The organism is Microbacterium sp., assembly GCF_043427715.1.
Lineage (GTDB): Bacteria > Actinomycetota > Actinomycetes > Actinomycetales > Microbacteriaceae > Microbacterium.
The window spans coordinates 1-24,033 of the sequence record NZ_JBHWTD010000112.1; the positions used below are offsets into that span (position 1 = coordinate 1).

Annotated in this window: 26 protein-coding genes; 16 read left to right on the forward strand and 10 right to left on the reverse strand. The window is 67.0% G+C overall.

Features of this window, described 5'->3' with window-relative positions:
- Window positions 1-79: 79 nt before the first annotated feature.
- The 3 genes from ACHFGS_RS12095 to ACHFGS_RS12105 all read right to left on the reverse strand — a co-directional run bounded on the left by ACHFGS_RS12095 (window position 80) and on the right by ACHFGS_RS12105 (window position 4,070).
- On the reverse strand, window positions 80-562 hold the full coding sequence (locus ACHFGS_RS12095) for a hypothetical protein (RefSeq protein ID WP_394279166.1): 483 nt from the start codon (window positions 560-562) through the stop codon (window positions 80-82).
- An 873-nt stretch (window positions 563-1,435) separates the two neighbouring features.
- On the reverse strand, window positions 1,436-2,320 hold the full coding sequence (locus ACHFGS_RS12100; protein WP_074040858.1) for a DNA-processing protein DprA: 885 nt from the start codon (window positions 2,318-2,320) through the stop codon (window positions 1,436-1,438).
- 97 nt (window positions 2,321-2,417) lie between these two features.
- A complete protein-coding gene (locus tag ACHFGS_RS12105; RefSeq protein ID WP_074040859.1) occupies window positions 2,418-4,070 on the reverse strand; it encodes a ParB N-terminal domain-containing protein in 1,653 nt (550 codons plus the stop codon).
- A gap of 619 nt (window positions 4,071-4,689) precedes the next feature.
- Here ACHFGS_RS12105 and ACHFGS_RS12110 point away from each other — a divergent pair.
- From ACHFGS_RS12110 to ACHFGS_RS12120, 3 genes are read left to right on the forward strand one after another with little or no spacing between them, the layout of a single operon-like run.
- Entirely contained in the window at window positions 4,690-5,724 is a 1,035-nt protein-coding gene (locus tag ACHFGS_RS12110) for an ArdC-like ssDNA-binding domain-containing protein (protein WP_394279152.1), read from the forward strand.
- A 20-nt stretch (window positions 5,725-5,744) separates the two neighbouring features.
- Entirely contained in the window at window positions 5,745-6,473 is a 729-nt protein-coding gene (locus ACHFGS_RS12115) for a DUF2637 domain-containing protein (protein ID WP_131941896.1), read from the forward strand.
- A complete protein-coding gene (locus tag ACHFGS_RS12120; RefSeq protein WP_074040861.1) occupies window positions 6,470-6,904 on the forward strand; it encodes a hypothetical protein in 435 nt (144 codons plus the stop codon). Before ACHFGS_RS12115 ends, ACHFGS_RS12120 begins: the two co-directional genes overlap by 4 nt.
- Window positions 6,905-7,354: 450 nt before the next feature.
- Here the strand turns inward: ACHFGS_RS12120 and ACHFGS_RS12125 are convergent.
- Window positions 7,355-8,288, reverse strand: a protein-coding gene (locus ACHFGS_RS12125) for an IS5 family transposase (protein ID WP_394279154.1) whose coding sequence is annotated in 2 segments (ribosomal slippage) — window positions 7,355-7,922 and window positions 7,921-8,288 — 936 coding nt in all. Because the reading frame shifts where the segments join, the coding sequence is not laid out codon by codon here.
- Between the two features lie 165 nt (window positions 8,289-8,453).
- On the opposite strand from ACHFGS_RS12125, the gene argS reads away from it, so the two are divergent.
- Window positions 8,454-10,130 (forward strand): arginine--tRNA ligase, encoded by a 1,677-nt coding sequence (argS, locus tag ACHFGS_RS12130; RefSeq protein WP_074040890.1) that lies wholly within the window; start codon window positions 8,454-8,456, stop codon window positions 10,128-10,130.
- 91 nt (window positions 10,131-10,221) lie between these two features.
- On the opposite strand, the gene ACHFGS_RS12135 is transcribed toward argS, so the two are convergent.
- Window positions 10,222-11,055: an SDR family NAD(P)-dependent oxidoreductase gene (locus tag ACHFGS_RS12135; RefSeq protein WP_074040862.1), complete on the reverse strand. Its 834-nt coding sequence runs from the start codon at window positions 11,053-11,055 to the stop codon at window positions 10,222-10,224.
- Between the two features lie 141 nt (window positions 11,056-11,196).
- Here ACHFGS_RS12135 and ACHFGS_RS12140 point away from each other — a divergent pair, with 141 nt between their 5' ends.
- The 6 genes from ACHFGS_RS12140 (at window position 11,197) to ACHFGS_RS12165 (ending at window position 15,667) form a co-directional block, all read left to right on the forward strand.
- Complete coding sequence (locus ACHFGS_RS12140; RefSeq protein ID WP_074040863.1) at window positions 11,197-11,754, forward strand: TetR family transcriptional regulator; 558 nt, start codon at window positions 11,197-11,199, stop codon at window positions 11,752-11,754.
- A gap of 105 nt (window positions 11,755-11,859) precedes the next feature.
- Window positions 11,860-12,507, forward strand: coding sequence for a TetR/AcrR family transcriptional regulator (locus ACHFGS_RS12145; protein ID WP_074040864.1), 648 nt, complete (start codon window positions 11,860-11,862; stop codon window positions 12,505-12,507).
- Window positions 12,504-13,490 carry an MDR family oxidoreductase gene (locus ACHFGS_RS12150; RefSeq protein WP_200829309.1) on the forward strand — a complete coding sequence of 329 codons (987 nt, stop codon included), beginning with the start codon at window positions 12,504-12,506 and terminating at the stop codon, window positions 13,488-13,490. Before ACHFGS_RS12145 ends, ACHFGS_RS12150 begins: the two co-directional genes overlap by 4 nt.
- Before the next feature lie 36 nt (window positions 13,491-13,526).
- Window positions 13,527-14,168, forward strand: a complete 642-nt coding sequence (locus ACHFGS_RS12155) for an SDR family oxidoreductase (protein ID WP_074040865.1) — start codon at window positions 13,527-13,529, stop codon at window positions 14,166-14,168.
- Window positions 14,169-14,180: 12 nt separating this feature from the next.
- On the forward strand, window positions 14,181-15,134 hold the full coding sequence (locus tag ACHFGS_RS12160) for a TIGR03571 family LLM class oxidoreductase (RefSeq protein WP_074040866.1): 954 nt from the start codon (window positions 14,181-14,183) through the stop codon (window positions 15,132-15,134).
- A 47-nt stretch (window positions 15,135-15,181) separates the two neighbouring features.
- Window positions 15,182-15,667, forward strand: a complete 486-nt coding sequence (locus tag ACHFGS_RS12165; RefSeq protein ID WP_074040867.1) for a Dps family protein — start codon at window positions 15,182-15,184, stop codon at window positions 15,665-15,667.
- Between the two features lie 79 nt (window positions 15,668-15,746).
- Here ACHFGS_RS12165 and ACHFGS_RS12170 read toward each other — a convergent pair whose 3' ends face one another.
- Window positions 15,747-16,157 carry a RidA family protein gene (locus ACHFGS_RS12170; RefSeq protein ID WP_074040868.1) on the reverse strand — a complete coding sequence of 137 codons (411 nt, stop codon included), beginning with the start codon at window positions 16,155-16,157 and terminating at the stop codon, window positions 15,747-15,749.
- Window positions 16,158-16,233: 76 nt separating this feature from the next.
- Here ACHFGS_RS12170 and ACHFGS_RS12175 point away from each other — a divergent pair, with 76 nt between their 5' ends.
- The gene (locus ACHFGS_RS12175) at window positions 16,234-16,608 is read left to right on the forward strand and encodes a helix-turn-helix domain-containing protein (RefSeq protein WP_074040869.1); all 375 of its coding nucleotides are present in this window, start codon (window positions 16,234-16,236) and stop codon (window positions 16,606-16,608) included.
- A gap of 43 nt (window positions 16,609-16,651) precedes the next feature.
- On the opposite strand, the gene ACHFGS_RS12180 is transcribed toward ACHFGS_RS12175, so the two are convergent.
- From ACHFGS_RS12180 to modA, 4 genes are read right to left on the reverse strand one after another with little or no spacing between them, the layout of a single operon-like run.
- Window positions 16,652-17,230 carry a hypothetical protein gene (locus ACHFGS_RS12180; protein ID WP_143181275.1) on the reverse strand — a complete coding sequence of 193 codons (579 nt, stop codon included), beginning with the start codon at window positions 17,228-17,230 and terminating at the stop codon, window positions 16,652-16,654.
- On the reverse strand, window positions 17,211-17,939 hold the full coding sequence (locus tag ACHFGS_RS12185; RefSeq protein WP_160126272.1) for an ABC transporter ATP-binding protein: 729 nt from the start codon (window positions 17,937-17,939) through the stop codon (window positions 17,211-17,213). The genes ACHFGS_RS12180 and ACHFGS_RS12185 overlap by 20 nt, the downstream gene beginning before the upstream one ends.
- Window positions 17,936-18,742: an ABC transporter permease gene (locus tag ACHFGS_RS12190; protein ID WP_200829310.1), complete on the reverse strand. Its 807-nt coding sequence runs from the start codon at window positions 18,740-18,742 to the stop codon at window positions 17,936-17,938. The genes ACHFGS_RS12185 and ACHFGS_RS12190 overlap by 4 nt, the downstream gene beginning before the upstream one ends.
- Entirely contained in the window at window positions 18,720-19,508 is a 789-nt protein-coding gene (modA, locus tag ACHFGS_RS12195) for a molybdate ABC transporter substrate-binding protein (protein WP_074040873.1), read from the reverse strand. Before modA ends, ACHFGS_RS12190 begins: the two co-directional genes overlap by 23 nt.
- A gap of 173 nt (window positions 19,509-19,681) precedes the next feature.
- Between modA and ACHFGS_RS12200 the strand changes: the two genes are divergently transcribed.
- From ACHFGS_RS12200 to ACHFGS_RS12220, 5 genes are all read left to right on the forward strand, one after another.
- The gene (locus tag ACHFGS_RS12200; RefSeq protein ID WP_074040874.1) at window positions 19,682-20,770 is read left to right on the forward strand and encodes a ThiF family adenylyltransferase; all 1,089 of its coding nucleotides are present in this window, start codon (window positions 19,682-19,684) and stop codon (window positions 20,768-20,770) included.
- Between the two features lies 1 nt (window position 20,771).
- Window positions 20,772-21,962, forward strand: a complete 1,191-nt coding sequence (glp, locus tag ACHFGS_RS12205) for a gephyrin-like molybdotransferase Glp (protein WP_074040875.1) — start codon at window positions 20,772-20,774, stop codon at window positions 21,960-21,962.
- Window positions 21,959-22,915: a bifunctional molybdenum cofactor biosynthesis protein MoaC/MoaB gene (gene moaCB / locus ACHFGS_RS12210; RefSeq protein WP_074040876.1), complete on the forward strand. Its 957-nt coding sequence runs from the start codon at window positions 21,959-21,961 to the stop codon at window positions 22,913-22,915. The genes glp and moaCB overlap by 4 nt, the downstream gene beginning before the upstream one ends.
- Window positions 22,908-23,321, forward strand: a complete 414-nt coding sequence (locus ACHFGS_RS12215; protein ID WP_074040893.1) for a molybdenum cofactor biosynthesis protein MoaE — start codon at window positions 22,908-22,910, stop codon at window positions 23,319-23,321. Before moaCB ends, ACHFGS_RS12215 begins: the two co-directional genes overlap by 8 nt.
- Before the next feature lie 136 nt (window positions 23,322-23,457).
- Entirely contained in the window at window positions 23,458-23,961 is a 504-nt protein-coding gene (locus ACHFGS_RS12220; RefSeq protein ID WP_074040877.1) for a peroxiredoxin, read from the forward strand.
- The last annotated feature ends 72 nt before the right edge of the window (window positions 23,962-24,033 follow it).

Sequence of the window (24,033 nt, forward strand, 5' to 3'; positions counted from 1 at the left end):
AACACACGCCGACGCCACTCCGCGATCGGCCAAATCACCCCGAACGGCTACGAGACCGCCTACACGGCGACCACATCCGCTACCCTCGCGGAAGCGGCATAACCGAACCGACACCGTGTCCACGATCGCGGGTCAAGGCCCTGTGCCTTACGTCACCGGTAATGCGGCGGCGTTCGGCGACGGTGTGGGTCGGCGCCGTTCGACCTTCTGCGACGGCGATGCGGCGTTCGTTGCGGATGGCGGCGCGGACGGCGAGGTTCTCGTGGCCGCGGGCGATGAGGAGACGGATGGTCGCCGTCACGCCGTGGACGGCGAGTTTGAGGGCGGTCCACCAGAAGACGAGCATGCCGAGGTAGAGCCATTCGGTATGTCCGAGGCGGACAGCACCGTAGCAGCCGATCCCGACGACGAAGTACAGGGCGCCGAGGAGCACGGCGGGCACGCCCCAACGGTAGCCTCGCCGCGTGCGTAGGAGCGTGACGAGTCGATTGCTGGGGAGCCACCGCTGGCACCAGTTGTAGACGGCGGCGGCGGGGCGCATGGCGAGTGAGATGAGGAACATCAGGGGCCTCCTTCAACGGTCGAGCACATTCGTGCTCGGTTGTGTTGTTGGTGGCTGGGCCCCTTCGCACCGATGGTGCGTCCTGAATCCTGAAGCATGTAATTGCCCGCCGGGTGCTGTCGATGGTACCGGGTGTTGCATGGTGCCGCTAGGGCTTCCTTCTTGCGGTGCATCGGGTCCGTGCAGGGATGTTACAGGTCGCGGATGTGCGGGCGCGAGGCGTGCAGCACGCTTGGAGCTGCCGGGGCCTTTGCTGTGTGCAACATGCTGCGGGGGCTTCGTGTTGCGGGTGTGATGTGCGGGCTGTTGTGCGCGTGCGTGTTGCGGAGCACGTTCGCCTCGCCATCGCGTATGGCGGGCGCGGTGCCGGGGTGTTTCGGCTCCGGTCGCCGTTGTCGGCGGTGTGAGCGCCGGTGGTGGTGAGGCTCGATCCCTGTTCGGCCGTAGCGCGAGCTGTGGAGTTGCGCGCGTGGTGATTTCTCGGGCCCGGGTCGATGTCTCGGCAAGTTTCAGGCGCGGGCGCGCGTGCGGTGTCGGCTGTTTTATCGAGCGAGAGCGGGATCGCTGCGTAGCGGCGGCGAGGTCGCATCGACGCGGGCGCGGAAGAGGCTTCTGCCGCAATAATGCTCGATCGGCGTGTAAATGCAAGACGTGTATCCGACTGTGAGAAGAGCGGGTGCGGAGCGTGGTGGAGGAGGTCCGCGGGGCCGGTTTCGGGTCGAGCGGAGGCGGAGCTGGCGCCGGGTGCTGGGTGCGTGGGCTGGTCATGGTGCTGGCGGCGAGGGTCGGGCGCAGGGTGCGGTGTGAGAGGGGTTCGGGCGGTGCCGACCGTGGCTTGGTAACGCGGTCGGCGCCGTCCGGGGGTGCTGGCGGTTACTCGTCCACGGTGGGGGCGAGGTCGTCGGCGCTGGTGATGAGGCGGGCGATGCCCGCTTGGATGAGGAGGTGGCATCCCGTGCTGGTGGTGCTCGTGATCGGGCCGGGCACTGCTCCCACGGTGCGCGCGAGGCGGTGCGCGGTGTGCGCGACCTGGGGTGCGCCCGAGCGCGCTCCGGCTTCCACGATCACGGTTGCAGCGGCGAGCGCTGCAAGGATGCGGGTGCGTGCAACGAACCGGGAGCGGGTCGGTGCAACACTCGGCGGGGTCTCGGTGAGCACGAGGCCCTGCTCGGTGACCTGATGTAGCAGGCCGGTGTTGCCTGCCGGGTAGGGGCGGTCGATGCCGGATGCGAGGACGACGATGGGGTGTCCGGATGCGGCGAGGGTTGCGCGGGTGGCGACGGCGTCGATCCCGTACGCGCCTCCGGTGATGATGCTGCGCCCGGTACTGGTGAGGTCGTGGGCGAGTTCGGCGGCGGCGTGGTCGCCGTAGCTCGTGGCGGCTCTGGCTCCGGTGATCGTCACGGCTCGGGCGGGGGTGCCGGTGAGGAGGTCGAGGTCTCCGGATGCCCAGAGAGCGACGGGGCGTTCCGTGCCGAGGTCGTCGAGCCCGGTGGGCCATTCCGGGTCCGTGGGGATGAGTACCCGGTGGGTGCCGTCTGCGGCGCTGTCGAGGGCGTCGATCACGGTCTGTTCTGCGATGGCGGGCGGGAGCGTATCGAGGGTGTGCTGGACGACGGCGGGGCCGTTGGTGCCGGTGAGACGGACGGCGGGCGGGTTCGGTTCGCCGGGGATGGTCAGACAGGCCAGCGCGATGCGTGCGTAGCGTTCCTGCTGGTCGGGGTCGGCGGTGATGCGGTCGAGAATCTGGGTGCTCATGATGTCTGCTCCTGTGAGGTCGCGAAACGGAAAGAGGGAGCGGGGCCGGTCACCGACGGCGATGCGATGGCCGGCCCCTGTGGTTATTGACGGCGGGTCAGGCGGCGTCTGCGACCTCGGCCCCAGCGTCGGTCGCGTTGTCCTCGTCTGTGCCGCGTGCCTCGGTGGCGTCGGCGGCGTCCGTCTCGGTGGACGGCTCCTCGTCGTCGGCGGGGTTCTCGAGCGCGGTCACGTCCTCCGGCCCGTTCTCCTCGTCGTCGGCGTCACTGGTTGCCTCGTCCTCGTCCGTGCCGCTCTCCTCGTCGGCGGCATCCGTTTCCTCGGTGGGGGTCGGAGCGTCCTCGCCGGGGGTGGCGCTGTCGGGGTCGGTGATGAGGGTTTCGACGTCGGAGAGGGTGTATCCCCATGCGGCGAGCTGGTCGAGGTACTGGCGGATGGACTCGTTGGGGTTGCGCCAACTGTTCTTGTCGGTTGCCGCTTCCATAGCGCCGAGTGCGACGGCGAGCAGTGCGTGTCCGGCCTTGGTCGGGGTGGCCTGGGTCATCGCGGCGATGGGGTGCGGCTGCCCGTAGTGGCGCTGACCGTCGAGGCCCAGGAGGGTCGCGGCCATGTCGTGCCCGTCGTTTGCGGCGCGGGCGACCTCGTAACGGCTGTCCGCGATCACGGTTGCCGCGAACGCGAGCGCCTGAGAGGGCAGACGCTTCCGGCCGAGCAACTTGGTCACCCATGCGCGGCGCACCTTCTCCGCGCTGACCCATGCCTTGTTGTTCGCGACGACGCGGCGACGTTCGGCCTTCTCCTCCTCGGTCATCGCCCCGGATCGGGTGGTGGGCTGGCTGTGCCGGATGGAGGTCAGGCCGTGCTCACGCCAGTTCACAACGACGTGCGCGACGTCGATGCTCCCCCACCGCTCCCCGATAGCGACGGCGTGCCCGTCCTTCCCGGCGTAGTTCTCCTCGGTGACGCGCTCGCCGTCGGCGGTGAGGAGGTCATGGAAGAACGCCACGTCCTCGTCGCCCCATGCCGGGTAGTCCACGACGATGTATCCGTCTGCTTCGTACTGGGCGCGCAGGGCCGCGATTTCCTCCTTGGTGGCCTTGTCGTCCAGGTGCCGCTGGGCGTAGTGGTCGAACGATTCCGGGTCGCGTGCGGCGATGCTGGTGAGTTCGGCCAGCGCGTCCGGGTCGTCCTCGAACTCGGTGAGTATGAGTGCCTGGTCGAGGGTGAGGGCGTGCTGGGTGACGGCGGTCTTGGCGATGTCGCTTTCGGCGACGGCAAGACCGGTCTTGACGGTGGTGCGCTTGGTGCCGGTCTGCTTGGCGATCGCGGTGACGCTCATCCCGTCCAGCGCCAACTGCCGCCATGCCTCGGCCCGGTCGGTGTCGGTGAGGCCTGCGCGGTGTTCATTGGTGATGTACTGCTGGATGATGCGGATGCGCTTCTCGTCGGAGGCGTCCACGACGTAGACGGGCACGTCCTCGGCGTCTGCCTCGCGGGCGGCGAGGGTGCGGCGCTGGCCGTCGCGGACGATGATGTTTCCGTCCTGGTCGGGGTGAGCGAGGATGGGCACGATCACGCCGTGGAGCTTGATCGAGTTGACGAATGCCCGGTCGAGGTCGACCTGTGAGCGGATGTTGTCCTCCACGACGAGGGCGTGGGGGCTGATCCGGCGAACCTCCGGTCCTTGCACGGCCTCCTGGGCGGGGGTGAGGTCTGCGGCCTGGGTCGGGGTGGTGTCGATGATGGTCATGGCTTTCGGTTCCTTTCCTGAATCCCGGAGGGCCGTCACACCCGGTGGTGTGGCTGTTCCCTCCCTGCCATTGCCTTTCGGCACATGCCGAGAAAAGGGGCCAGGAATGAATGCGCAAGGCCGAAGAGTCAAAAAATCTCCTCCCCCACGCCAGGGGAAGGAGATCTACTATCGGGGAGATTTTTTGCGTGCCTTGCGCAGAAGGGAATGGTCCCGCACAATCAAGCAGCCGAAAGGCAATCCGCAGGATTGCCCAACCAGTGCTGCCACCGCGTCAGCGGTGACCGCCTGACTTTCCGTGCAGAAGCGGCGACAGCGCCAGCCCGCAACTCGGGAGGAATCTGGACACGCGACGGCGAACAGGATGAGCGGCGGAGAGTAGCGAGAGGGCGATGGCGGCTCGGGAGTGCCGGGCACCCGGGATGGTTACTCGCGGGACAGCAGCAGGTTCCCGAGGTCACCTCCAGCACGGACTTGTGGGGTGTGACGCGCGCACCTGTCCTCACGAATAGCCGATCCGAGCGTGGTCGGTGCGGACGTGAAGGCGGTGGTCTGAGTGGCCCGAATGAGACGTTCACCGGCCGAGGTGCAGGCGGCGCGTGAAGCCAAGCTCGACGAGATGGCGGAGAAGCTCGAGACTGCCGTCGCGGGGCTGACGACGGGTGAGGATTGGAAGAGGGCAATCGAGTTCGCGGCCCGGTTCAGATCTCGGAGTTTTCGGAACACACTGCTGATCTACGCCCAGCACACCGACGCATACGAACAGGGACGAGTATCGACGCCGGTGCCGACGTACGTAGCGGGGTTCAACCAGTGGAAACAACTCGACCGGTCGGTCGACAAGGGCCAATCCGGGTACATGATCTACGCCCCGGTGATGGGGCGATTCGCGTCGAAAGATCCCTCCGATCCGATGTCGTGGCGCAGACTGCAAGCCCGGGAGAAACCTGCAGCAGGCGAGGTGGTGCGTTCGAGGATCGTCAACGTGAAGCCCGCCTACGTGTGGGATGTGACGCAGACCAGCGGGTCGGAGATCCCGGAGCGGCCAATGCCGCGGCTGCTCGAAGGAGAGGCGCCGGCCGGGCTGTGGGCGGGGCTCGCCGCCCAGGTCGCGACGGAGGGATTCGAGTTGCAGGACGCGGTGGATGCGACTTCCATCTGGGGAGCGAATGGCGTGACGATCTACGACACGAAGGTTGTCGCAGTTCGCGCGGACATGGACGATGCAGCGCGGGTGAAGACGCTGGCGCACGAACTCGGGCACGTCCGCATGCACGACCCGGCTGAGGCCGTCACCCATCATCGAGGCATCCGAGAGGTAGAAGCGGAGTCGGTGGCGATGATGATCGGCGCGGCGCACGGCATGGACACCAGCGACTACACGATTCCCTACGTCGCGACGTGGGCGCAGTCGGTGGCGGACAAGGAACCCGTGGACGTGGTGCGCGAGACCGGCGAGCGGGTGCGTCGCGTGGCACTGGAAATCCTCGACAAGCTGCCGGATGCGGGCATCGGCGATGGGTACCCGCCCGGGCTTGACCGCACCGGCCCCGACGCTGAACGGGATACGTCGCGGGCCCGGACGGTGGAGTTGGGTACGGCGACTCCGGTGCGCACGACGGCGACGGTCGACGTCTCCGTGCCGGCGCTGTGACGGGTACGCCGCAGCGTCGGATGGGTGCCTGGGTCGTCGGTGCCTCGATCATCGGCACGGTGCTGCTGGGAGTCGGCGCGTTCTGGCTATCGTTCACCGCGCTCGCGGACCTCGCGTCCCGCGCGGGCACCGCGGTGGGGCTCGCGTGGGTATGGCCGTTGATCGTGGACGGGGTAATCGTCATCGCGACGATGTCGGTGGTCGCCTTGTCACCGTATGGGCGGGCGGCGACCCGGTATCCATGGCTGCTGTTGGCCGGGGCGGCGCTGGTGTCGATCACGGCGAACATCACGCACGCACTGGTCGCCGCTGACGACACCGTGCCCGGCATAGTGGCGGCACTCGTGGCATCGGTGCCACCGATCGTACTGCTTGCGGCCACGCACTTGACCGTGGAGCTGGGCCGCTACCGCCGCGCCGTGCCGACCGTCGGTGAGGATGCCGATGTCGTCCCGGCCACGACCCTGATGCAGGAAGGGAGGTTGGAGCGTACGCCGGTTCGAGCGTTGGCGTCCGGAACAGTGAGCACAGCAGTCACAGCGGAAGACACGCACGCGGCATCATCTACGCCGAGCCGGGCGCCCGCGGATATGGGCGGGCCTGAAGAGGCGATCCGATTGAGCAAGCGGGGTCTGTCGAACCGACAGATCGCGTTCGAGCTCGGTGTCCATCCGACGACCGTCGGACGGTGGCTGAAATCAGTCGAGAAGCGGTCCGAGACCGCAGTGGAGAAAGAGGAGGAATCATGAACACGGCTGACGACGAGCGGTACATCCCGCTGAAGCAGGATGGCAGGGATTCAGTAGTGACTGTGGCGTCTGAACGAACGGCCGGGCCGGAGCATGTGGAGACGGCGCAAAGGGATTCGGACGCGCTGGCTCGCTTGTCGGACCCGGCGTTGGCGGCGCGTCGGGAGCGCATCGCCGCTCAGGTGAAGGATCGTTCGCGGCTGACGTGGATGCCCGCATCGGAACTGATGCGACACAGCAGCCAACGTGCCGCGGACGCGATCAGTCACGGGCAGGAGAGACTGCACCGGGCTGTGCGGGACGCCACGGTAGCCGGTACAAGGAAGGTGGCGCAGGCCGTCGGCGAGCGGGTACGAGAGTTGGGCACGCCCCGCCCCGTCATCGGGCGACCGCAGCAGAGCGAACCTGTGGTGACTCGTCAGAGCATCTGAGCGGCACCGCGTCGGAGACCGACGCCTTGTGCACTGCGCAGCGGAGGGCCAGTCGATCCGGCGGGCGCGTCGAGTTCGCTGATGTGCGGGAGGTCAGACGCGACATACGCAACTTTTGGTCTTTGGGGTCCAGTCTGCGTCTAGGGTGGTCTACAGGGCGGCCCTACGCTGTCCGGCGAGGCCGTGAGGACGGTGGACACATTGAACGTGACTAGCCCGGGCCACGTAACCGGGAATCTGAATTCGCAAAGCAGGCGAAGCCCCAGCGAGCGAAGCAACACGGATGCTCTCACTCGACCACAGCGCGGCGAGCGTTGCAGTGAGCCCCTTTCCACGCTGCTCGACCGGGTGCCAATAGGCTGGACCCGTGTTGTCTACAACGGACGTCCCTACGGACTAGCTCGAACGGAGCACGCAGGCGGACGAAGCGTCAGCATCTACGCCGAGGAACTAGGGCGTGTCTCCCAATAGGGTGGCCCAGGTGAGGACGGCGTGGAGCACTGCGCCGGAGCGGTAGGTGATGGCGAGCTTGTCGTAGCGGGTGGCGATGCCGCGCCATTGCTTGACGAGTGCGAAGGACCGCTCGACGACGTTGCGGTCTTTGTAGGCCTCGGCATCGAATGCGGGCGGCCTGCCGCCCTTGCTGCCCTTGCGTTTGCGGGTGGCGATCTGATCGCTCTTCTCGGGGATCACGACCCGGATGCCACGGGCGCGGAGCATGCGCCGGTTCACGCCGGACCCATAGGCTTTGTCCGCGAGGACCGCGTCCGGCCGGGCGCGGGGGCGCCCGCCGCCGATCCGGGGAACACGGATGTCGTCAAGGACCTGCTCGAGCATCGCCCCGTCGTTGCGTTGCCCGCCGGTGACCACGATCGCCAACGGCAGACCGTTCCCGTCGACGGCGTGATGGATCTTCGTGGTCAGCCCGCCCCGCGAGCGACCGATACCGTGACCGGCGGGTTCGACCTTATCCAGCCGCAGATTCTTGTGATTCGATCGTGCCCCCTGTGTCCTGGTCAGGGCGGGTGGTGTTCGTCGCGTGCTGATGCGCACGCGCGATCGTCGCATCCACCGACACATCCCAATCGATCAGGCCCGCCACGTCTGCCTGCGAGAGCAGCGCCTGCAGCACCCGATCCCATGTCCCGTCTCCGGCATACCGGCGGTGCCGCTTCCAGATCGTCTGCCACGGGCCGAACTCGCCTCGCGGCACATCCCGCCACGGCGTCGAGGTCCGGAACCGGTAGATGATCCCGTCCACGACCCGGCGATCATCACCGAATGGGTGCCCACGACGCCCCACGTTCGACGGCAACAACGGCGCGATCAACGCCCACTGCGCATCCGTCAATCGACGCGTCCGAGAATCCACAACCGAAGCCATGTACCCAGAATCGCGCGTCAATCACAACCCATATGGGAGACACGCCCTAGGGGGAAATGATCTAGTCAGCGCCAATGTGTACCGGACTCAGGACGCTGACTGCCTCCGGGCCTGTGAGATGCCTGACGCAAAGGTTCTCGCATTCCTACGCGGGTGGTCCCCGGGGTGACAAAGGGTCTCGCCGCCGCTCTCCTCGCCGTCGTCGCGCCGATCGCCGCGCGGCGATGCCCGGAGAAAGCGCTCGTTCTCAGCGCCACCGACATTGTGCTGGAACGTCCACGGAACCGCGATCATGGTGACTGGGCCAGCAGCATCGCCATGAAGATCGCCAAGCGTCTCGGTGCGGACCCGTACGAGCTGGCGCGGGAGATCGCCGAGGAGCTCGCCTCGGCCGACGGCATCGCGTCGGTCCAGGTGGCGGGACCTGGCTTCATCAACATCCGCGTCGAGGCGGGAGCCGCGGGCGCTCTCGCGAAGACGATCGTCGAGGCGGGCGTCGACTACGGCCGCAACGACACGCAGATCGGCAACACGATCAACCTCGAGTTCGTGAGCGCGAACCCCACGGGCCCGCTGCACATCGGCCACACCCGCTGGGCCGCGCTGGGCGACAGCATCGGCCGGGTGCTGCAGTTCTCGGGCGCGACGCTGGCGCGCGAGTTCTACATCAACGATGCCGGCGTGCAGATGGACCGCTTCGGCGCCTCCGTGCTGGCCGCGATAAAGGGCGAGTCCACGCCCGAGGGCGGTTACCCGGGCGAGTACGTGACGGAGCTCGGTCGTCGCGTGCTCGAGGCGCGTCCGGACATCCTGAGCCTGCCGGCCGACGAGCAGCTCGTCGCCGCGCGCGATGACGCGTACGCGCTGCAGCTGACGGAGATCGAAGGCTCGCTCGCGAAATTCAACGTGCACTTCGACGTGTGGTTCTCGGAGCGCGTGCTGCATGCCGCGGGCGAGGCGGGAGGGCCGGGCCTCGTCGACCGCGCCGTGGACCGGCTGCGCGCGCAGGGCTACGTCTTCGACCGGGACGGCGCGGTGTGGGTGCGCACGACGGACTTCGGCGACGACAAGGATCGCGTCATCCGCCGCTCCAGCGGCGAGTACACCTACTTCGCCGCCGACGCCGCGTACTACCTGAACAAGGGCGACCGGGGGTTCGCGCACAAGATCTACCTGCTCGGCGCCGATCACCACGGCTATGTGCACCGCCTCAAGGCGCTCGCGGGTGCGGTGGGCGAGGACCCCGAGAAGGACGTCGAGATCCTGATCGGCCAGCTCGTCTCGATCGGCGGTGCCAAGCTCTCGAAGCGCGCGGGCAACATCATCGAGCTCGATGACCTGCGCGAGTGGCTCGGCACCGACGCGCTGCGCTACTCGCTCGCGCGCTACCCGGCCGACTCGCCGCTGTCGCTCGACCCCGACCTGCTGCGCAAGCGCACGAACGACAACCCCGTGTTCTACGTGCAGTACGCGCACGCCCGCACGCACAACGTGGCCCGCAACGCCGCCGACGCGGGCGTCGACCGCTCCAAGTTCGCCCCCGAGCTGCTCACGCACGAGACCGAGTCGGCGCTGCTCGGCGCTCTGCAGGAGTTCCCGCGCGTCGTGGCGTTCGCCGCCGAGGTGCGCGAGCCGCACCGCGTTGCCCGCTACCTGGAGGAGCTCGCCGGCCTGTACCACCGCTGGTACGACAACTGCCGCATCACTCCGCTCGGCGATGACCCGATCGAGAGCGTGCACCGCACGCGTCTGTGGCTGAACGACGCCACCGGACAGGTGCTGCGCAACGGCCTCGGCCTGCTGGGTGTTTCGGCGCCCGAGCGGATGTGGCCGACTACCTGAGTGCTTGCGCGGAAGATGCCCGCCCAGAGGGGCCGCCGGGTGATCGATCAGCTCCCTCTGACGTGAGGCCGCGCTCTCCTGCACCCCTCCTCTATCGGGAGTGAAGGAGGCGCTCGCTCGCCGCCCAGAGGTCGCGCGCGAGTGTCTCGTCGTAGGCCTGGCGGTTGGCTCGGCGGACGCGACGCCGTACGAAGTACTCGCCGGATGGGTAGTCGGTTCCGGCTTCAGCGTCTGCGAGCCAGACGAGCGTGTCGGCGCCTTTGTCCGGGGTCTGGAGGATGCGCCGTCCGATCCAGGTCTGGTAGACGAGACGGAGGCCGGCGCCGGCCTCGGTGGAGAAACTGGTCGCGATGTTGCCTGGGTGGAACGCGGCACTGGCCAGGCCGCGGTCTGCGTAGCGGTGGTGCAGTTCCCTGGTGAACAGGATCTGCGCGAGCTTTGCGTTGCCGTACGCGGTAACGGGGCTGTACCGCTTCTGACCGTTCAGGTTCGCGAGGTCGATGCGCCCATAAGCGCGGTTCGCGACGCTCGAGGTGTTGATGACCGAAGCGCGGGATTCGATCAGCCTCTCCATGAGCAGGCTCGTCAAAAGGAATGGTGCGAGATAGTTCACCTGGAAGGTAACTTCATGCCCGTCGATGGTCAGTTGCCGGTTCCTGCCGAACACGCCACCGGCGTTGTTGGCCAGGACATCGATGCGCGGGTGACGTTCGAGGAGCAGGTGCGCAAGCGCGCGCACCTGCTCGAGTTCTGCGAAGTCTGCCACGTGGAACTCCTGCTCGAGCTCTTGCGCAATCCGCTGCGTCTTCTCGCGGCTGCGTCCCACGAGAACGATCCGATGGCCCCGTGCGGAGAGGGCGCGGGCCGCTGCCGCGCCGATGCCGTCACTGGCTCCCGTGATGACGATGACTTTTCGTGTGGGCATCCTGCAGCCCGCCTTCCCGGGACTGTAGTCCCCTACATGACACTGTAGTTCCAGTTTCGGGATGACAGTAGCATGAGTGGCATGCTTGAGGATCCTCGCCCACCTGTTCGACCGACCGCTCGGGCTCTTGCGCGAAGCGCGGTGGCGAACCATGTCGCGGAGACAGCCTTCGAGCTCTTCGCGGACCGCGGATACGAGAGCACGACAGTTGACGACATCTGCATTGCTGCAGGAGTCTCCCGCAGCTCGTTCTTCCGCTACTTCCCGACGAAGGAACAGGCACTGCTCAGGCGAGTAATCGGCTTCGGCGAGGAGATGCGCGAGGCACTGGAGAAGCGCCCCGAGGTTGAGACGCCGTGGACCGCACTGCGCCGTTCGCTCGATCCACTGCTCGCGATCTACAGCACGGACCCCGACCGCGCGATGCGCGTCGCACAGATGCTCACCGGCACGCAGGCTCTCGCCGTGCACCACGCGACAAAGGTCGCGAGTTGGCGCGACACGCTCGGCCCCGAGGTCTCACGCCGACTGGGCAACCAGTCGGACGACCCCCGCGACCCCCGCCCGGGGGCTTTGATCGCCGCGACGTTCGGATATCTCGACGCCGCGATCGCCGCGTGGGCTCAAGGAGACGGAGCCCTGCCACTCGCAGCCGTCCTCGATCACGCCATGGCGGCCATCGGCAGCGATCCCACCTGACGCGCCCCGCCAGCCAGTGGCCGATCCCTGCCCCGATTAGCCGATCTCTGCATGCTCTGCGCTCACTCGTAGATATTTAGAGACGGTCGGTCTAAATTCGCTGTCATGACCGACATCGCAGCTCGACCCCGCCGGGGACGCCCCCCGAAGATCCCTCGCGAGCACGGGGACACGCGCGAGGCGCTGCTGCGTTGCGGCATGGCGGTGCTGACGATGCAGGGCATCAGCGCGACCGGCATCGACACGGTCCTGAAGCGCGTCGGCGTGCCGAAGGGCTCCTTCTACCACTACTTCGACAGCAAGGACGCGTTCGGGTTCGAGGTGCTGCACCGGTATGCGGGCTACTTCGCCCGCAAGCTCGACCGATGGCTGCTCGAAGAGGGCCCATCTCCGCTGGAACGCCTGGCGCGGTTTGTGAACGACGCCAAGGCCGGCATGGTGCGACATGACTTCGAACGAGGTTGCCTGGTCGGCAATCTCGGCCAAGAGGTCTCCACCCTTCCCGAGGGCTACCGTGAAGCGCTCGAAGACGTGCTGCGCGACTGGGAGCGTCGCGTCGCGGCGTGCCTGCGACTGGCCGCAGACGCAGACGAGATCCCGCCCGGCTCCGACTGCGACGAGCTGGCGTCCTTCTTCTGGGTGGGCTGGGAAGGCGCGATCCTTCGCGCCCGCCTGACCCGCGACGTCCGACCGATGGGCGTCTTCTTCGCCGGCTTCCTCGCATCCATCCGTTTCCGTCCCGAGGGAGCATGATGTTCAGCGCAATCTCCATCGCCAAGGCCGACGCCGGATACCAGGCAACGCTGCGCGAACTCGACGACAGCGAGCTACCCGACGGGGACGTCACGGTTCGCGTGTCGTACAGCGGTCTGAACTACAAGGATGCCCTCGCGATCACGGGGAAGGCGCCGGTCGTGCGTCGCTTCCCGATGGTGCCCGGGATCGACCTCGCCGGGGTCGTGGAACACAGCGACAGTCCCTCCTATGCGCCTGGTGACCGGGTGCTGGTGAATGGGTGGGGCATCGGCGAGACGCACTGGGGCGGCCTCGCCCAGCGAGCTCGCGTGAGTGCGGACTGGCTCGTGCCGGTTCCTGATGCGATCTCGGAGCGGCAGGCGATGTCGATCGGCACGGCCGGATACACGGCGATGCTCTCCCTCATGACCCTCGAATCGCATGGCCTCACCACTGATTCGGGTGACGTCCTCGTCACGGGCGCGAACGGTGGGGTCGGCGGGTTCGCGATCGCGCTGCTGGCATGCGGCGGCTACTCGGTCGTCGCGTCGACCGGCCGTCCCGCTGAAGCCGACTACCTGCGCCGCCTCGGCGCTACGACGATCATCGACCGGACAGAGCTATCCGAGCCCGGCCGGCCGCTCGGCAAAGAGCGCTGGGCGGCTGCGATCGACTCCGTCGGCAGCCATACCCTCGCCAATGCCTGTGCCGGGACGAAGGCGGGCGGCGCCGTCGCCGCATGCGGGAACGCACAGGGCATGGATCTACCCGCCACCGTCGCGCCGTTCATTCTACGCGGGGTGCGTCTGCTCGGCATCAACAGCGTCACCCAACCTCACGACAAGCGCGTCGCAGCGTGGAACCGCCTGGCCGCAGAGCTTGACCTGGACCTGCTGCCCGCTATGAGCCGCGAGGTTGGCCTGAGCGAGGCCCTCTCCGTTGCCGATGACCTTCTGGACGGGCGCGTCCGCGGCCGGATCGTCGTCGACGTGAACCGCTGACCATCCCCAAGACCACACAAACGAAAGAAGAAGATCATGACGAAGATCACCGTGCTCGGAGCCGGCGGACGTATCGCAAGACACGCCATCGCCGCACTGCTGGAAGAGCCTGCCAACGAGCTGACCCTGTACCTGCGTCGCCCGGGGAGCCTGGCTGACGTGCCCGCCGACCGCGTCCAGGTGATCGAGGGCGACGTCCTCGATGAAGACCTCCTCACGCGTACCGTCACGGGGCAAGACATCGTGTACGCGAACCTCGGCGGGGGCGACATCGAAGCTCAGGCCCGCGCCGTCGTCGCAGCGCTGACCGCCGCGGGAACGCGACGGTTGATCTGGATATCCACCCTCGGCATCTACGACGAGGTGCCCGGCGAGTACGGCAAGTGGAACCACCGGATGCTCGACGGCGGATACCTGCAGACCTACAGCGCCGCCGCGAAAGTGATCGAGGAGTCCGACCTCGACTACACGATCATCCGTCCCGCCTGGCTGTCAGATGACGACGAGGTCGACTACGAGCTGACCCAGAAGGATGAGCCCTTCCAGGGCACCGAGGTGTCCCGCAAGAGCGTCGGCGCGCTCGTCGCCGAACTCGCCAAGAACCCGGCCGACAGCGTCGGCGCCTCGCTCGGCGTGAACAAGCCCGGCACCGACGGCGACAAGCCCTCCTGGTACTGAACGGACCATGCCATGACCGCTCTAGACTCACTCACCAAGGACGGCTTGTCCCTCGGGATCGAGCTGCCCCTGGACAACGACCTCGCTCGACGAGATGTCTCGGGTCAGGGTCTCTTCCCTGATCTGACCCGGCATCAGGAGAGGGCACAGCTCGCCGACCGGCTCGGATTCCAGGCCCTTTGGCTCCGGGACGTGCCGATGTGGCGACCGCGTGACTTCGGCGATGCCGGACAGATCTTCGACCCCATCCCCTACCTCGGCTACCTCGCCGCATCGACCGAGCGCATATTGCTCGGCACGGCAGGGATTGTGCTCCCGCTGCGGCACCCTGTGACGCTGGCAAAGGAGGCCGCCACCGTCGACGCTCTCTCCGGTGGGCGGCTGCTGCTCGGCCTCGCCTCGGGCGACAGGCCGGGCGAGTACCCGTTCTTCGGAGCCGATTTCGATCGCCGTGGAGAGACCTACCGCGAAGGCGTGCGTGTCATGCGTGAGATCTGGGAGCAGGCGGCGCAGGGCCGGATCGATCAGGACTCGTTCCTGCCCGCCCCTGTGGACGGGACGATTCCACTGATCGGGATCGGTGGCGCGCAGCAGTCCCCGGCGTGGGCGGCCGAGAATCTCGACGCGCACATGACCTACCACCGTGCAGGCCCGCAGATGCGCGCCGTCGCCGCGCAGTGGCGGGCGATATCGCTCAAGCCGTTCATGACGAACCTCTACCTCGACCTCGCTGAGAACCCGGATGCACCCTTCGAGCCCATCCGCCTCGGCGCACGGGTCGGCACCACCGGTCTCACCGATTACCTCACGGGACTGGCCTCGGCAGGGATCGCGCACATCAACCTGGTGCTGCGGCCGGGACGCAGAGATGTCGAGGACGTCATGGAAGAGATCGGACAAGACGTCATCCCCGCCCTCCGAGCCCGAACCGCATCAGAGCCAGCCGGCGCAGACATCCGATCGTGACCGAGTCCACCGAATCAAGAAACCAACGAGCAGGGAGAACGATTGATATGAGCAGCACAGACACCATCGCCACGACCGCGAGCGACCCGACGGCGGTTGTCGCGACCGCGCAGTTCCTCACGCCCGTCGTGCTCGGCCTTCAGGCACTGACGATCAACGCCAAGCAGGCGCACTGGCACGTGCGCGGCGCGAACTTCGTCGGCGTCCACGAGTTGCTGGACACCATCGCGAGCAACGCGGGCGATTTCGCCGACGCGGCGGCGGAACGCATCGTCGCGCTCGGGCTCCCGCTCGACGCCCGTGTGAGCGCTGTCGCCGAGAAGGGCGCCGTCACAAGCGTCCCGGCGGGATTCGCGAGCTCAGACGACCTCGTGCATGCCGTGATCGCGGACATCGACAGTCTCCTCGCCGATGTCCGCGCAGCGGTCGATGGCCTCGACGGCATCGACCTGACCAGCCAGGACGTCGCGATCGAGATCCAGCGCGGACTCGACAAGGACCGCTGGTTCCTCGTGTCACACGTCGCCGCCTGACCGATGTCCCGAGGGGCGCCTCTCACCGATCCGGTGAGAGGCGCCCCGAGTGTTACGCCGTGCCAGCGAACGAGACGAGCTAGTCGAGAATCGCGGTGACTTCGAGCTCGACGAGAACGTCGGGCTCGAAGAGGTAGTCGACCCCGATGAGGGACGCAGGCGGCAGGGGCTGCGGCAGTTCCAGCTCCTCAGCGACGCGCGCGATCCCGTCCATGAAGGGCGCGATCCTCTCAGGTGCCCAGTCGGTGACGTAGAACGTCATCCGAAGCACATCCTCGAAGGACGCGCCCGCGCCGGTGAGCGCGCGAGCGGTGTTGCGCAGCACCTCCGCGACCTGGCCTGCGAGGTCCCCGGCCGCGAGGGGCTCTCCCTCTGCGCTGCGGGCGACCTGCCCGCTGATGTGCAGATGGCGCGTACCGGTGCCGACGGCGACATGATCGTAGGGCGTGCCGGGCTGAAGGCCGGCAGGGCTGAAGCGTGCAACTGACATGGAAGGTCCTGTTCGTCCGTAGTGGTTTACCATTGATACCTGGTAGGCGAAAGACACTTCAAGGAGACCTGGTTACATGGGCGATACCGCCGTGCGCGAGGACGAGCTGCGTATCGCAGCGCCGCACCGCGAGTTGCTCGACCAGGTGCTCGATAAGTGGTCGCTCAGCGTCCTCAACGAATTGTGCGAACGGCCGTCTCGATTCAACGCTTTACGACGTGCCATACCCGGCGTGACGCAGAAATCCCTCACGGCGACGTTGCGAAGGCTGGAGCGGAACGGTGTCGTGCAACGTCGGGTCATCAGCACACGTCCGGTGTCCGTCGAGTACCGGATCACGACGCTGGGCAAGACGTTACGGGCGCCAGTTGACGCGCTCATCGCCTGGGCGGATGAGCAACTGCCGGCCATCGAACGAGCACGCATAGCCTTCGACGAAGACGAGCAGTAGACGTCAGAACACCTCTCCCATCGAGGCTCGGCAGTAATCCGACTCAGCGATCTGCCGGATCGTCCGGTTCTGCGCCGTCCCTGTCTCTCATCCCGGCGTCAACCATGCCCATCGTCGCATCGAACTGCGTCATGACCAGCGCCGCGGTGCTCGCGAAACCGCATGCGAGAAGGATGAGCAGTGAGGGCACGAAGTCATCCGGTGCGGGCACCCAGCCGCCCAGTGTCCACGGCAGGACCATGGCGATGACGATGCCGAAGCTCGAGGCCCATTCGTTCACTACGAGAGAGCGAGAGGAGCCGGCCCCGCCTCTCGCGAGGATGCGCCGCCCCGTTTCGACGGTCATCGCGACCAAGAGGATGCCGAGGGCGATGAAGCTCAGCGCGCCCCAGAGAGCATCAAGTGACGCGAGCGCGAGCGGGACGAGCAGAGGGATGGAGTACGCCGTGAACACCCAGCGAATCGATGAGCGAAAGTACCGGTCCGCGGCCTCCGATGCCGCCAGCCGACGATGCATCTCCGAGTCGATGTAGAAGAACACGCCCACGATGAACGTGCCGAGCATCGTGCCCGATACTCCGGCCAGCCCCAAGAGGAAGTCGTTATCCGCGTTCGGCATCATCTGCGTCCCTCTTTCCCACGAATCGAGCAGCCCATGCTGTGGCAGGTTTTCGAGTCACGTCGGCGAGAGCTCCTTGCTGCACGATGCGCCCTGCATCGAGGACGACGATCTCGTCGGCAAGCGCATCGACGTCTTCGCGGTCATGAGTGACGAGGATCGTCGGTCCGCCGAACTCACGCAGATGCACGCCGAGGTCGGCACGCACCTCGTCGCGGAACTCCACGTCCAGAGCCGCGAGCGGTTCGTCGAGGAGCAGTGCTTTCGGTTCGGATGCGAGGGCACGAGCCAGCGCTACGCGCTGTGCCTGCCCGCCGGAGAGTGCGCCCGGGTATCTCTCCGCCAGGTCGATCAAGCCGAAGCGGGACAGCCAACGATCTGCGCTGCGCCGGGCCGCGGGCCACCTGCTGCCGCGGGCTCTGGCGGAGAAGGCGACGTTCTCGCGCACCGTCAGGTGCGGGAAGAGGAGCAGGTCTTGGAACATGACGCCGATTCCACGCTGCGCGGCGGGAAGGGATGCCAGGTCCCTGTCTCCGAGCCGCACTGCCCCGTCCACCTCCGTGAAACCCGCGATCGCTGCGAGGATGCTGGTTTTTCCGGCCCCGTTCGGACCGACAACCGCGAGTACACGGCCGGGCTCTGCTCTGAGTTCGATGATCACGTCGAAAGCGGGGCGTCGAATACGTGCGGAGATCGTCAGCTGTGCAGTCATACGGTTCCTGGCAGCCATCGGTCGCGGAGCGCGAGGAGAACGCTCAGCGATACGGCAAGCAGCACGAGGGCGAGTGCGATCGCGGTGTCGGGGTCGGAGTTCATCGCGAGATAGGAAGCAATCGGGAGTGTGCGCGTCACACCCGGGAAGGAGCCCGCGAACGTGATGGTCGCGCCGAACTCGCCAAGCGCGCGGGCGAAGCAGAGCACGGCACCGGCCGCGATCCCGGGTGCCGTCAGCGGTACGGTCACGAGACGAAAGATCTGCCACGGGCTGGCACCCAGCGAAGCAGCCGCAGTCTCGCTGCGACGGTCTGCCGATCGCAGCGCGCCTTCGACGGCGAAAACGAGGAAGGGCATAGCCACGAACGTCTGCGCGAGCACGACGGCGCCGGTGGTGAAAGGGATGGTGACGCCAACCTGCGTGAGCCATTGCCCGAGGAGTCCGCGCCGACCCAGCAGGAGAAGCAAAGCGATGCCGCCGACGACGGGAGGCAGCACCAGCGGGACGGTGATCGCCGCACGCAAGAGGCGCCGCGGCAACACCCGCCAGCGAACGGAACGGCTCAGCAGCACCGCCAGCGGGATACCGAGGACGAGGCTGAGGCCGGTCGACAACGTCGCCGTGAGCAACGACAGCCCCAGAGCCTGCAGAACCTCCTGTCGGACGAACAGCCCGGCGAGATCACCCCAGGGTGCGCGCAGGATCAGTCCGAGCAGCGGCAGAACGAGCAGCGCGAGACCGACTACGCCGAGAGCGAGGACGACCGGCTGCAGCCGTTCACGGGGCCGCGAAGCCGGCATCCTCGAAGACCTGACGTGCCTCATCCGAGCGGAGGAAGTCGATGAATGCCTGCGCGGCGTCCGGGTTCGTCGCCTCGGCGAGAAGGGTGAGCGGGTACTTGTTGATCACCTGCTGCGCCTCGGGCACGTCGATGCCCTCTACGGCACTTCCTGCTGCGACGACGTCGGTCACGTAGACCAGCGCGGCGTCGACCTCACCGAGAGAGACTTTCGTCAGAGCGGCGCGGACATCCTCCTCGAGAGTGTCCGGTTGGGCCTGGACTCCGGATAGGTCGAGCAGCGACTGCGCTGCAGACCCGCACGGCACTGCGGTATCGCACAATGCGATCGTCAGTTCGGGCCGGGCGAAGTCGGCGAGACCGGTGATCCCGGCGGGATTTCCCACGGGAACCGCGATCTGCAGTGTGTTGGTGACCAGCACTCCCGGGTCGACCGCCAAGCCAGCATCAACGACGGACTGCATCGTCGCCTCATTCGCCGAGAAGAACACGTCAGTCGGAGCACCAGAGATGATCTGCTCGGCAAGCGCCGACGACCCGCCGTAGCTAGCGGCGATGTCGACATCCGCGTTCGCATCCTCGAATCTCTCCGCGAGGACGTCCATCACGTCGGTCAAGGACGCGGCGGCCAACACCGTCACCGTTCCGGAGATCATGTCATCATCGCCCGCTCCGGCATCGGACTCATCGTCTATTGCGCCGGGCGATGAGCAGCCGGCGAGCAGAAGGATGGCGGCGAACGCGGCAAGAAGAGAAGGGGCGCGCAAGACAGGAACTCCTCTGGGAATCGGCTGGTCAGGCGAACGAAGTCCGCGACCTGTCTCAACCCTCCCGCAGCCGAGCTCGTGGGAATGGTCTGCGACTGCGGGAGTTTGTCTGCTCCCTGCTGTCTCGACGCTCCCGGCCTCGTCTGCTGGGGCCGGCTCCCTAGCCTGAGGACATGCCAGTCGATCCGCTCTCGCCGATCTTTCAGAGGCAGCGCGTCCTCGCGGAGTTCGGTGTGCCCGCTCAGGAGCGCCTGGCGAGAGCGCATGTGCTCGTGATAGGCGCGGGCGGCTTGGCGAGCACCCTATTGCCGGTCCTTGCTGCTGCCGGCGTCGGCACGCTCACGATCGTCGATGACGACACTGTTGCCGAATCCAATCTGCACCGGCAGACGATGCACACGCCGGGTGACGTCGGCCGCGGCAAAGCTGCCTCGGCCGCCACGAGGCTCGCGGCGCTTGCTCCTGATGCTGAGGTGCGCGCCGTTGATAGGCGTTTCGACGCTGTGACAGCTGAGGATCTGCTGCACGGTGTGGATGTCCTCGTCGATGCCAGCGACAATCCCGCGACGGTGCTGCTGGCAGACCGTGTTGCCGCTGAATGCGGCATCCCGCTGGTGTGGGGATCGGCGCTGGGATACGCCGGTCAGGCCGGAGTGGCGTGGGATGCCAGGGGCACCGATTACCGCGACTTGTTCCCGCACGGCTCCGATTCCGATGCGGACACCTGCGACGTGATCGGCGTGCTGCCGAGCGTCTGCGCCGTCATCGGGGCCTTCATGGCGACCGAGGCGCTCAAGCTGCTCACCGGCATCGGAGACCCGTTGATCGGTCGGGTCGCTGCGTACGACGCCCGCACCGGTCGCACCCGCGAGATCGTCTACCGGCGTGACGAATCCACGCGCGCCGCAGTGCAGACCGCGACGCCCGCTCCGCAGCCCTCGGATCAGAATGATGTCTCCCCCGAAGAACTGCGCGACCTGCTCATGACGTCCGAACCGCCGCTGCTCGTCGATGTGCGAGAACCGTGGGAAGCCGAGATCACGTCGATCCCGGGGAGCGTGCTGATCCCCCTGGGCGAGCTTGCCAGTCGGACTCGAGAACTCGGCACCGGTAATCCGGTGGTGCTGTACTGTCACCGCGGCGGACGCTCGCGTCAGGCGCTCGATCTGCTTCTCCAACTCGGATTCTCTGATGTGCGGCATCTCACCGGAGGAGTCGACGCCTGGGCAGTCCGCGTCGATCCCACGGCGAGCAGGTATTGACATGCTCCGCACACCGGTCGCCGCACACACAGCCCGAGTCCGCGCGCTCCTGAGCGCCGTGAGTCAGCGCACCGTCGAGCAGGTCGCCCTGACTCGTGCACTGGATCGGGTGCTCGCCCACCCCGTACGGACTCCGATAGCTCTGCCCCCGTTCCGGAACTCACAGATGGACGGCTTCGCCGTCCGTGTGACCGACCTTGCGCGGACACCACGCAGTCTGCCGCTGCGGGGTGAGATCCCCGCCGCCCCCGGAACACCTGCGCCGCTTGACCCCGGCCATGCCGTCCGGGTCATGACCGGTGCGCCGATCCCGGACGATGCCGACGCGGTCGTCCCTGTCGAACATGCCACCGTCCACGACGCGACAGTGACGTTCACGCGGAAACCGGACGCCGGAGAGTTCGTACGAGAAGCCGGCTCTGACCTCGCCGCCGGTGATCCTCTACTGCCTTCCGGCCTCCGGCTCGCTCCCCGCCACCTCGCGGCACTCGCAGCCGCCGGACTGGACTCCATCCCCGTTCGCTCGCAAGTTCGTGTCGCGGTGATCTCGACAGGAAGCGAACTGGCCACCCCCGGTGAACCTCTGGCTCCCGGCCAGATCTACGACGCCAACGGCCCCGCGCTCGCCGCAGCGGTGCGGTCCGCCGGTGCCTTCCTGGCCGATGAGCATCGTGTCGTCGACGACACGGCCGCCTTCGCGCGCGCCCTGGACGCCTCGTACGCGGCGGGAGCCGAGATCGTGCTCACCAGCGGAGGCATCTCGGCAGGCAGCTACGAAGTTGTGAGGGAGTTCCTGGAGCCCCTCGGGGCACACATCGATACCCTCGCAATGCAGCCCGGAGGCCCGCAGGCCACCGCCCTCTACAAAGACGTTCCCGTGGTGTGCTTCCCCGGCAACCCCGTGTCCGCGCAGCTGTCATTCATGCTCTTCATCGAGCCGATCCTCCGCGAGACAGCAGGCTTGCCTGCACGCCGACCCGAGCCACGGACCCTGGCCGAACCTCTCACCTCTGTCACCGGCAAACGGCAGTTCCGCCGCGGCGTGGCGTTGCCTGAAGGCCGGGTCGCACCGCTGGGCGGAGCCTCCTCGCACCTTGTCGCCGCCATGGCGGCATCCGACGTGCTCATCGATGTCCCGATCGATGCCGTCACCCTCGACATCGGGACACGCGTGGAGACCTGGAATCTATGAACGAACTGCCGCACCTCGACGATCAAGGCCGGTCGCGGATGATCGACATCGGCGGGAAGGCGATCACTCGTCGCACGGCGATCGCGACCGGCCGTCTCGACACGACACCGGCAGTGCTGGAGCTGCTCGCCACCAACCAACTAAGCAAAGCAGACGCGCTCCCGACAGCGCGGATCGCGGGCATCCAGGGCGCCAAACGCACCAGCGAGCTCGTGCCCCTCGCGCACACGCTGCCCCTGGAGTCCGTCACCGTCGATTTCGAGCTCAGCACCTCATCGGTGCAGATTCGGGCCGCGGTCGCAGCTACGGCGAAGACCGGCGCCGAGATGGAAGCCCTCACCGCTGTCGCCGTCGCCGGTCTCGCCCTGCACGACATGATCAAATCCGTCGATCCGGCCGCAGTACTCGGAGACATCCGCCTCATCGAGAAGACCGGGGGCAAGCGCGGGCATTGGGTTGCAGACGCACCTGAGCCCACAGAGCGCGGACACGCGGTCGTGATCGTCTCGTCCACGAGCACCGCGGCCGGATCGCGCGATGACCTCACCGGGCCGGCGATCTCAGGTTGGCTTCGCGACCGCGGGTATGAGGCAGACGAACCCGTGGTCGTCGCTGACGCGGATATCCATCGGGCGCTCGCGGATGCTCTCACCCGCGAGCCGGCATTGATCATCACGACCGGCGGCACCGGTGTGCATCCCGAGGACCGCACGCCCGAGGCAACGAGCGCGGTGATCCAGAGAGCACTTCCCGGCGTCGCCGAGGCCATTCGGGCAGCGGGCCGTACGACGACTCCGACAGCCTCGCTCAGCAGAGCGCTTGCGGGGATCGCCGGACGCACAATCGTCATCAATCTGCCCGGATCGCCACGCGGCGTACAAGACGGCCTCCTCGCGCTGGAACCGCTCCTGCCGCACCTGCACGACCAGCTGGCCGGTGGCGGACATGCCTGAGCCGATCGGTTCCGTCACCACCGCACCACTGGACAAGACGTGGCTGGAGACACGGATACGCAGCAGGAAGAACGGGGCGGTGGTCACCTTCGAAGGCATCGTGCGCGACCATGACCACGGAGAGGATGTCGGGTCTCTCGACTACGAGGCGCACCCCGACGCAGAACGAGTCCTCATCGACGTGTGCGCGAGGATCGCGCAAGCCACGAACTGCGATGTCGTCGCCGCTCACCGCATCGGGCACCTCGAGATCGGCGACGTCGCACTGGTCGCGGTCGTCGCCGCTCCACACCGGGCGGAGGCCTTCGCCGCGTGCGGGAAGCTCGTCGACGCGATCAAGGCAGAGGTTCCGATCTGGAAGCACCAGCACTTCACCGACGGCAGATCGGAGTGGGTGGGGTTGTAGATACGCAAGAAGCACTCAAGCGCGAAACGCTGAAGACGCAATCACCGACGAAAAGAGGCCGCCAGATGACCGGCATTGAGATTGAACCAGACAGCTTCCATGGCAACGGACTGGCCCCGTCAGGAGTCGTCCGCTGATGTCATTGCTGCGTGGCGGTGATGCGTTCCCCCCTCTTGAACTGGTCGAGGTGGGAGGACCACGCCGAACGATCCCTGCCGAATTCGCCGGGCAGTACAGCGTGGTCCTCTTCTCACGCGGGGCAAGCTGCAGGTCCTGCGTAGAGCAGCTGCGTGCGTTCCAGCGCGGCCTACGGCGCCTGTCCGCCGTGGATATCGCCGTCGTCGCGCTGACTGCGGACGAGGAGCCAATGATCACGGAGCTCGTGTCGCGCTATGGCCTGACCTTTCCGATCGGACACAGCACCGATGTGGGGCAGATCGCCGCCACGACCGGAGCGTTCGTCACCATGGACCCGCCCCAGCTGCAGACAACCGGATTCGTGCTGGATCCCGACGGGAAGGTCGTGATCAGCGTGTACTCCTGTGGAACGTTAGGACAGCTCCTTCCCGACGACGTCCTCGAACTCGTCCGGGAGTTGCCCCAGCATGCGGATGCGACTCGGCAAGAGGCGGAGAGATGAAACCGATCGATGGCGTCTCGAGAGCGCGAACGCAACCCACAGCGAGCGCCGACGGCAAGGATGAGCGTGGCC

Bases quoted from the DNA above. Each gene is read 5' to 3' on its own strand.
- ACHFGS_RS12180 (WP_143181275.1), bottom strand. From the start codon at position 17,230: ATGATGCCGAACGCGGATAACGACTTCCTCTTGGGGCTGGCCGGAGTA.
- ACHFGS_RS12135 (WP_074040862.1), bottom strand. From the start codon at position 11,055: ATGCCCACACGAAAAGTCATCGTCATCACGGGAGCCAGTGACGGCATC.
- ACHFGS_RS12120 (WP_074040861.1), top strand. From the start codon at position 6,470: ATGAACACGGCTGACGACGAGCGGTACATCCCGCTGAAGCAGGATGGC.
- ACHFGS_RS12185 (WP_160126272.1), bottom strand. From the start codon at position 17,939: ATGACTGCACAGCTGACGATCTCCGCACGTATTCGACGCCCCGCTTTC.
- ACHFGS_RS12165 (WP_074040867.1), top strand. From the start codon at position 15,182: ATGAGCAGCACAGACACCATCGCCACGACCGCGAGCGACCCGACGGCG.
- ACHFGS_RS12220 (WP_074040877.1), top strand. From the start codon at position 23,458: ATGTCATTGCTGCGTGGCGGTGATGCGTTCCCCCCTCTTGAACTGGTC.
- ACHFGS_RS12115 (WP_131941896.1), top strand. From the start codon at position 5,745: ATGGGTGCCTGGGTCGTCGGTGCCTCGATCATCGGCACGGTGCTGCTG.
- ACHFGS_RS12110 (WP_394279152.1), top strand. From the start codon at position 4,690: ATGGCGGAGAAGCTCGAGACTGCCGTCGCGGGGCTGACGACGGGTGAG.
- ACHFGS_RS12105 (WP_074040859.1), bottom strand. From the start codon at position 4,070: ATGACCATCATCGACACCACCCCGACCCAGGCCGCAGACCTCACCCCC.
- ACHFGS_RS12215 (WP_074040893.1), top strand. From the start codon at position 22,908: ATGCCTGAGCCGATCGGTTCCGTCACCACCGCACCACTGGACAAGACG.
- ACHFGS_RS12170 (WP_074040868.1), bottom strand. From the start codon at position 16,157: ATGTCAGTTGCACGCTTCAGCCCTGCCGGCCTTCAGCCCGGCACGCCC.
- ACHFGS_RS12200 (WP_074040874.1), top strand. From the start codon at position 19,682: ATGCCAGTCGATCCGCTCTCGCCGATCTTTCAGAGGCAGCGCGTCCTC.
- moaCB (WP_074040876.1), top strand. From the start codon at position 21,959: ATGAACGAACTGCCGCACCTCGACGATCAAGGCCGGTCGCGGATGATC.
- ACHFGS_RS12160 (WP_074040866.1), top strand. From the start codon at position 14,181: ATGACCGCTCTAGACTCACTCACCAAGGACGGCTTGTCCCTCGGGATC.
- ACHFGS_RS12190 (WP_200829310.1), bottom strand. From the start codon at position 18,742: ATGCCGGCTTCGCGGCCCCGTGAACGGCTGCAGCCGGTCGTCCTCGCT.
- ACHFGS_RS12175 (WP_074040869.1), top strand. From the start codon at position 16,234: ATGGGCGATACCGCCGTGCGCGAGGACGAGCTGCGTATCGCAGCGCCG.
- ACHFGS_RS12155 (WP_074040865.1), top strand. From the start codon at position 13,527: ATGACGAAGATCACCGTGCTCGGAGCCGGCGGACGTATCGCAAGACAC.
- ACHFGS_RS12100 (WP_074040858.1), bottom strand. From the start codon at position 2,320: ATGAGCACCCAGATTCTCGACCGCATCACCGCCGACCCCGACCAGCAG.
- ACHFGS_RS12150 (WP_200829309.1), top strand. From the start codon at position 12,504: ATGATGTTCAGCGCAATCTCCATCGCCAAGGCCGACGCCGGATACCAG.
- glp (WP_074040875.1), top strand. From the start codon at position 20,772: ATGCTCCGCACACCGGTCGCCGCACACACAGCCCGAGTCCGCGCGCTC.
- ACHFGS_RS12095 (WP_394279166.1), bottom strand. From the start codon at position 562: ATGTTCCTCATCTCACTCGCCATGCGCCCCGCCGCCGCCGTCTACAAC.
- ACHFGS_RS12145 (WP_074040864.1), top strand. From the start codon at position 11,860: ATGACCGACATCGCAGCTCGACCCCGCCGGGGACGCCCCCCGAAGATC.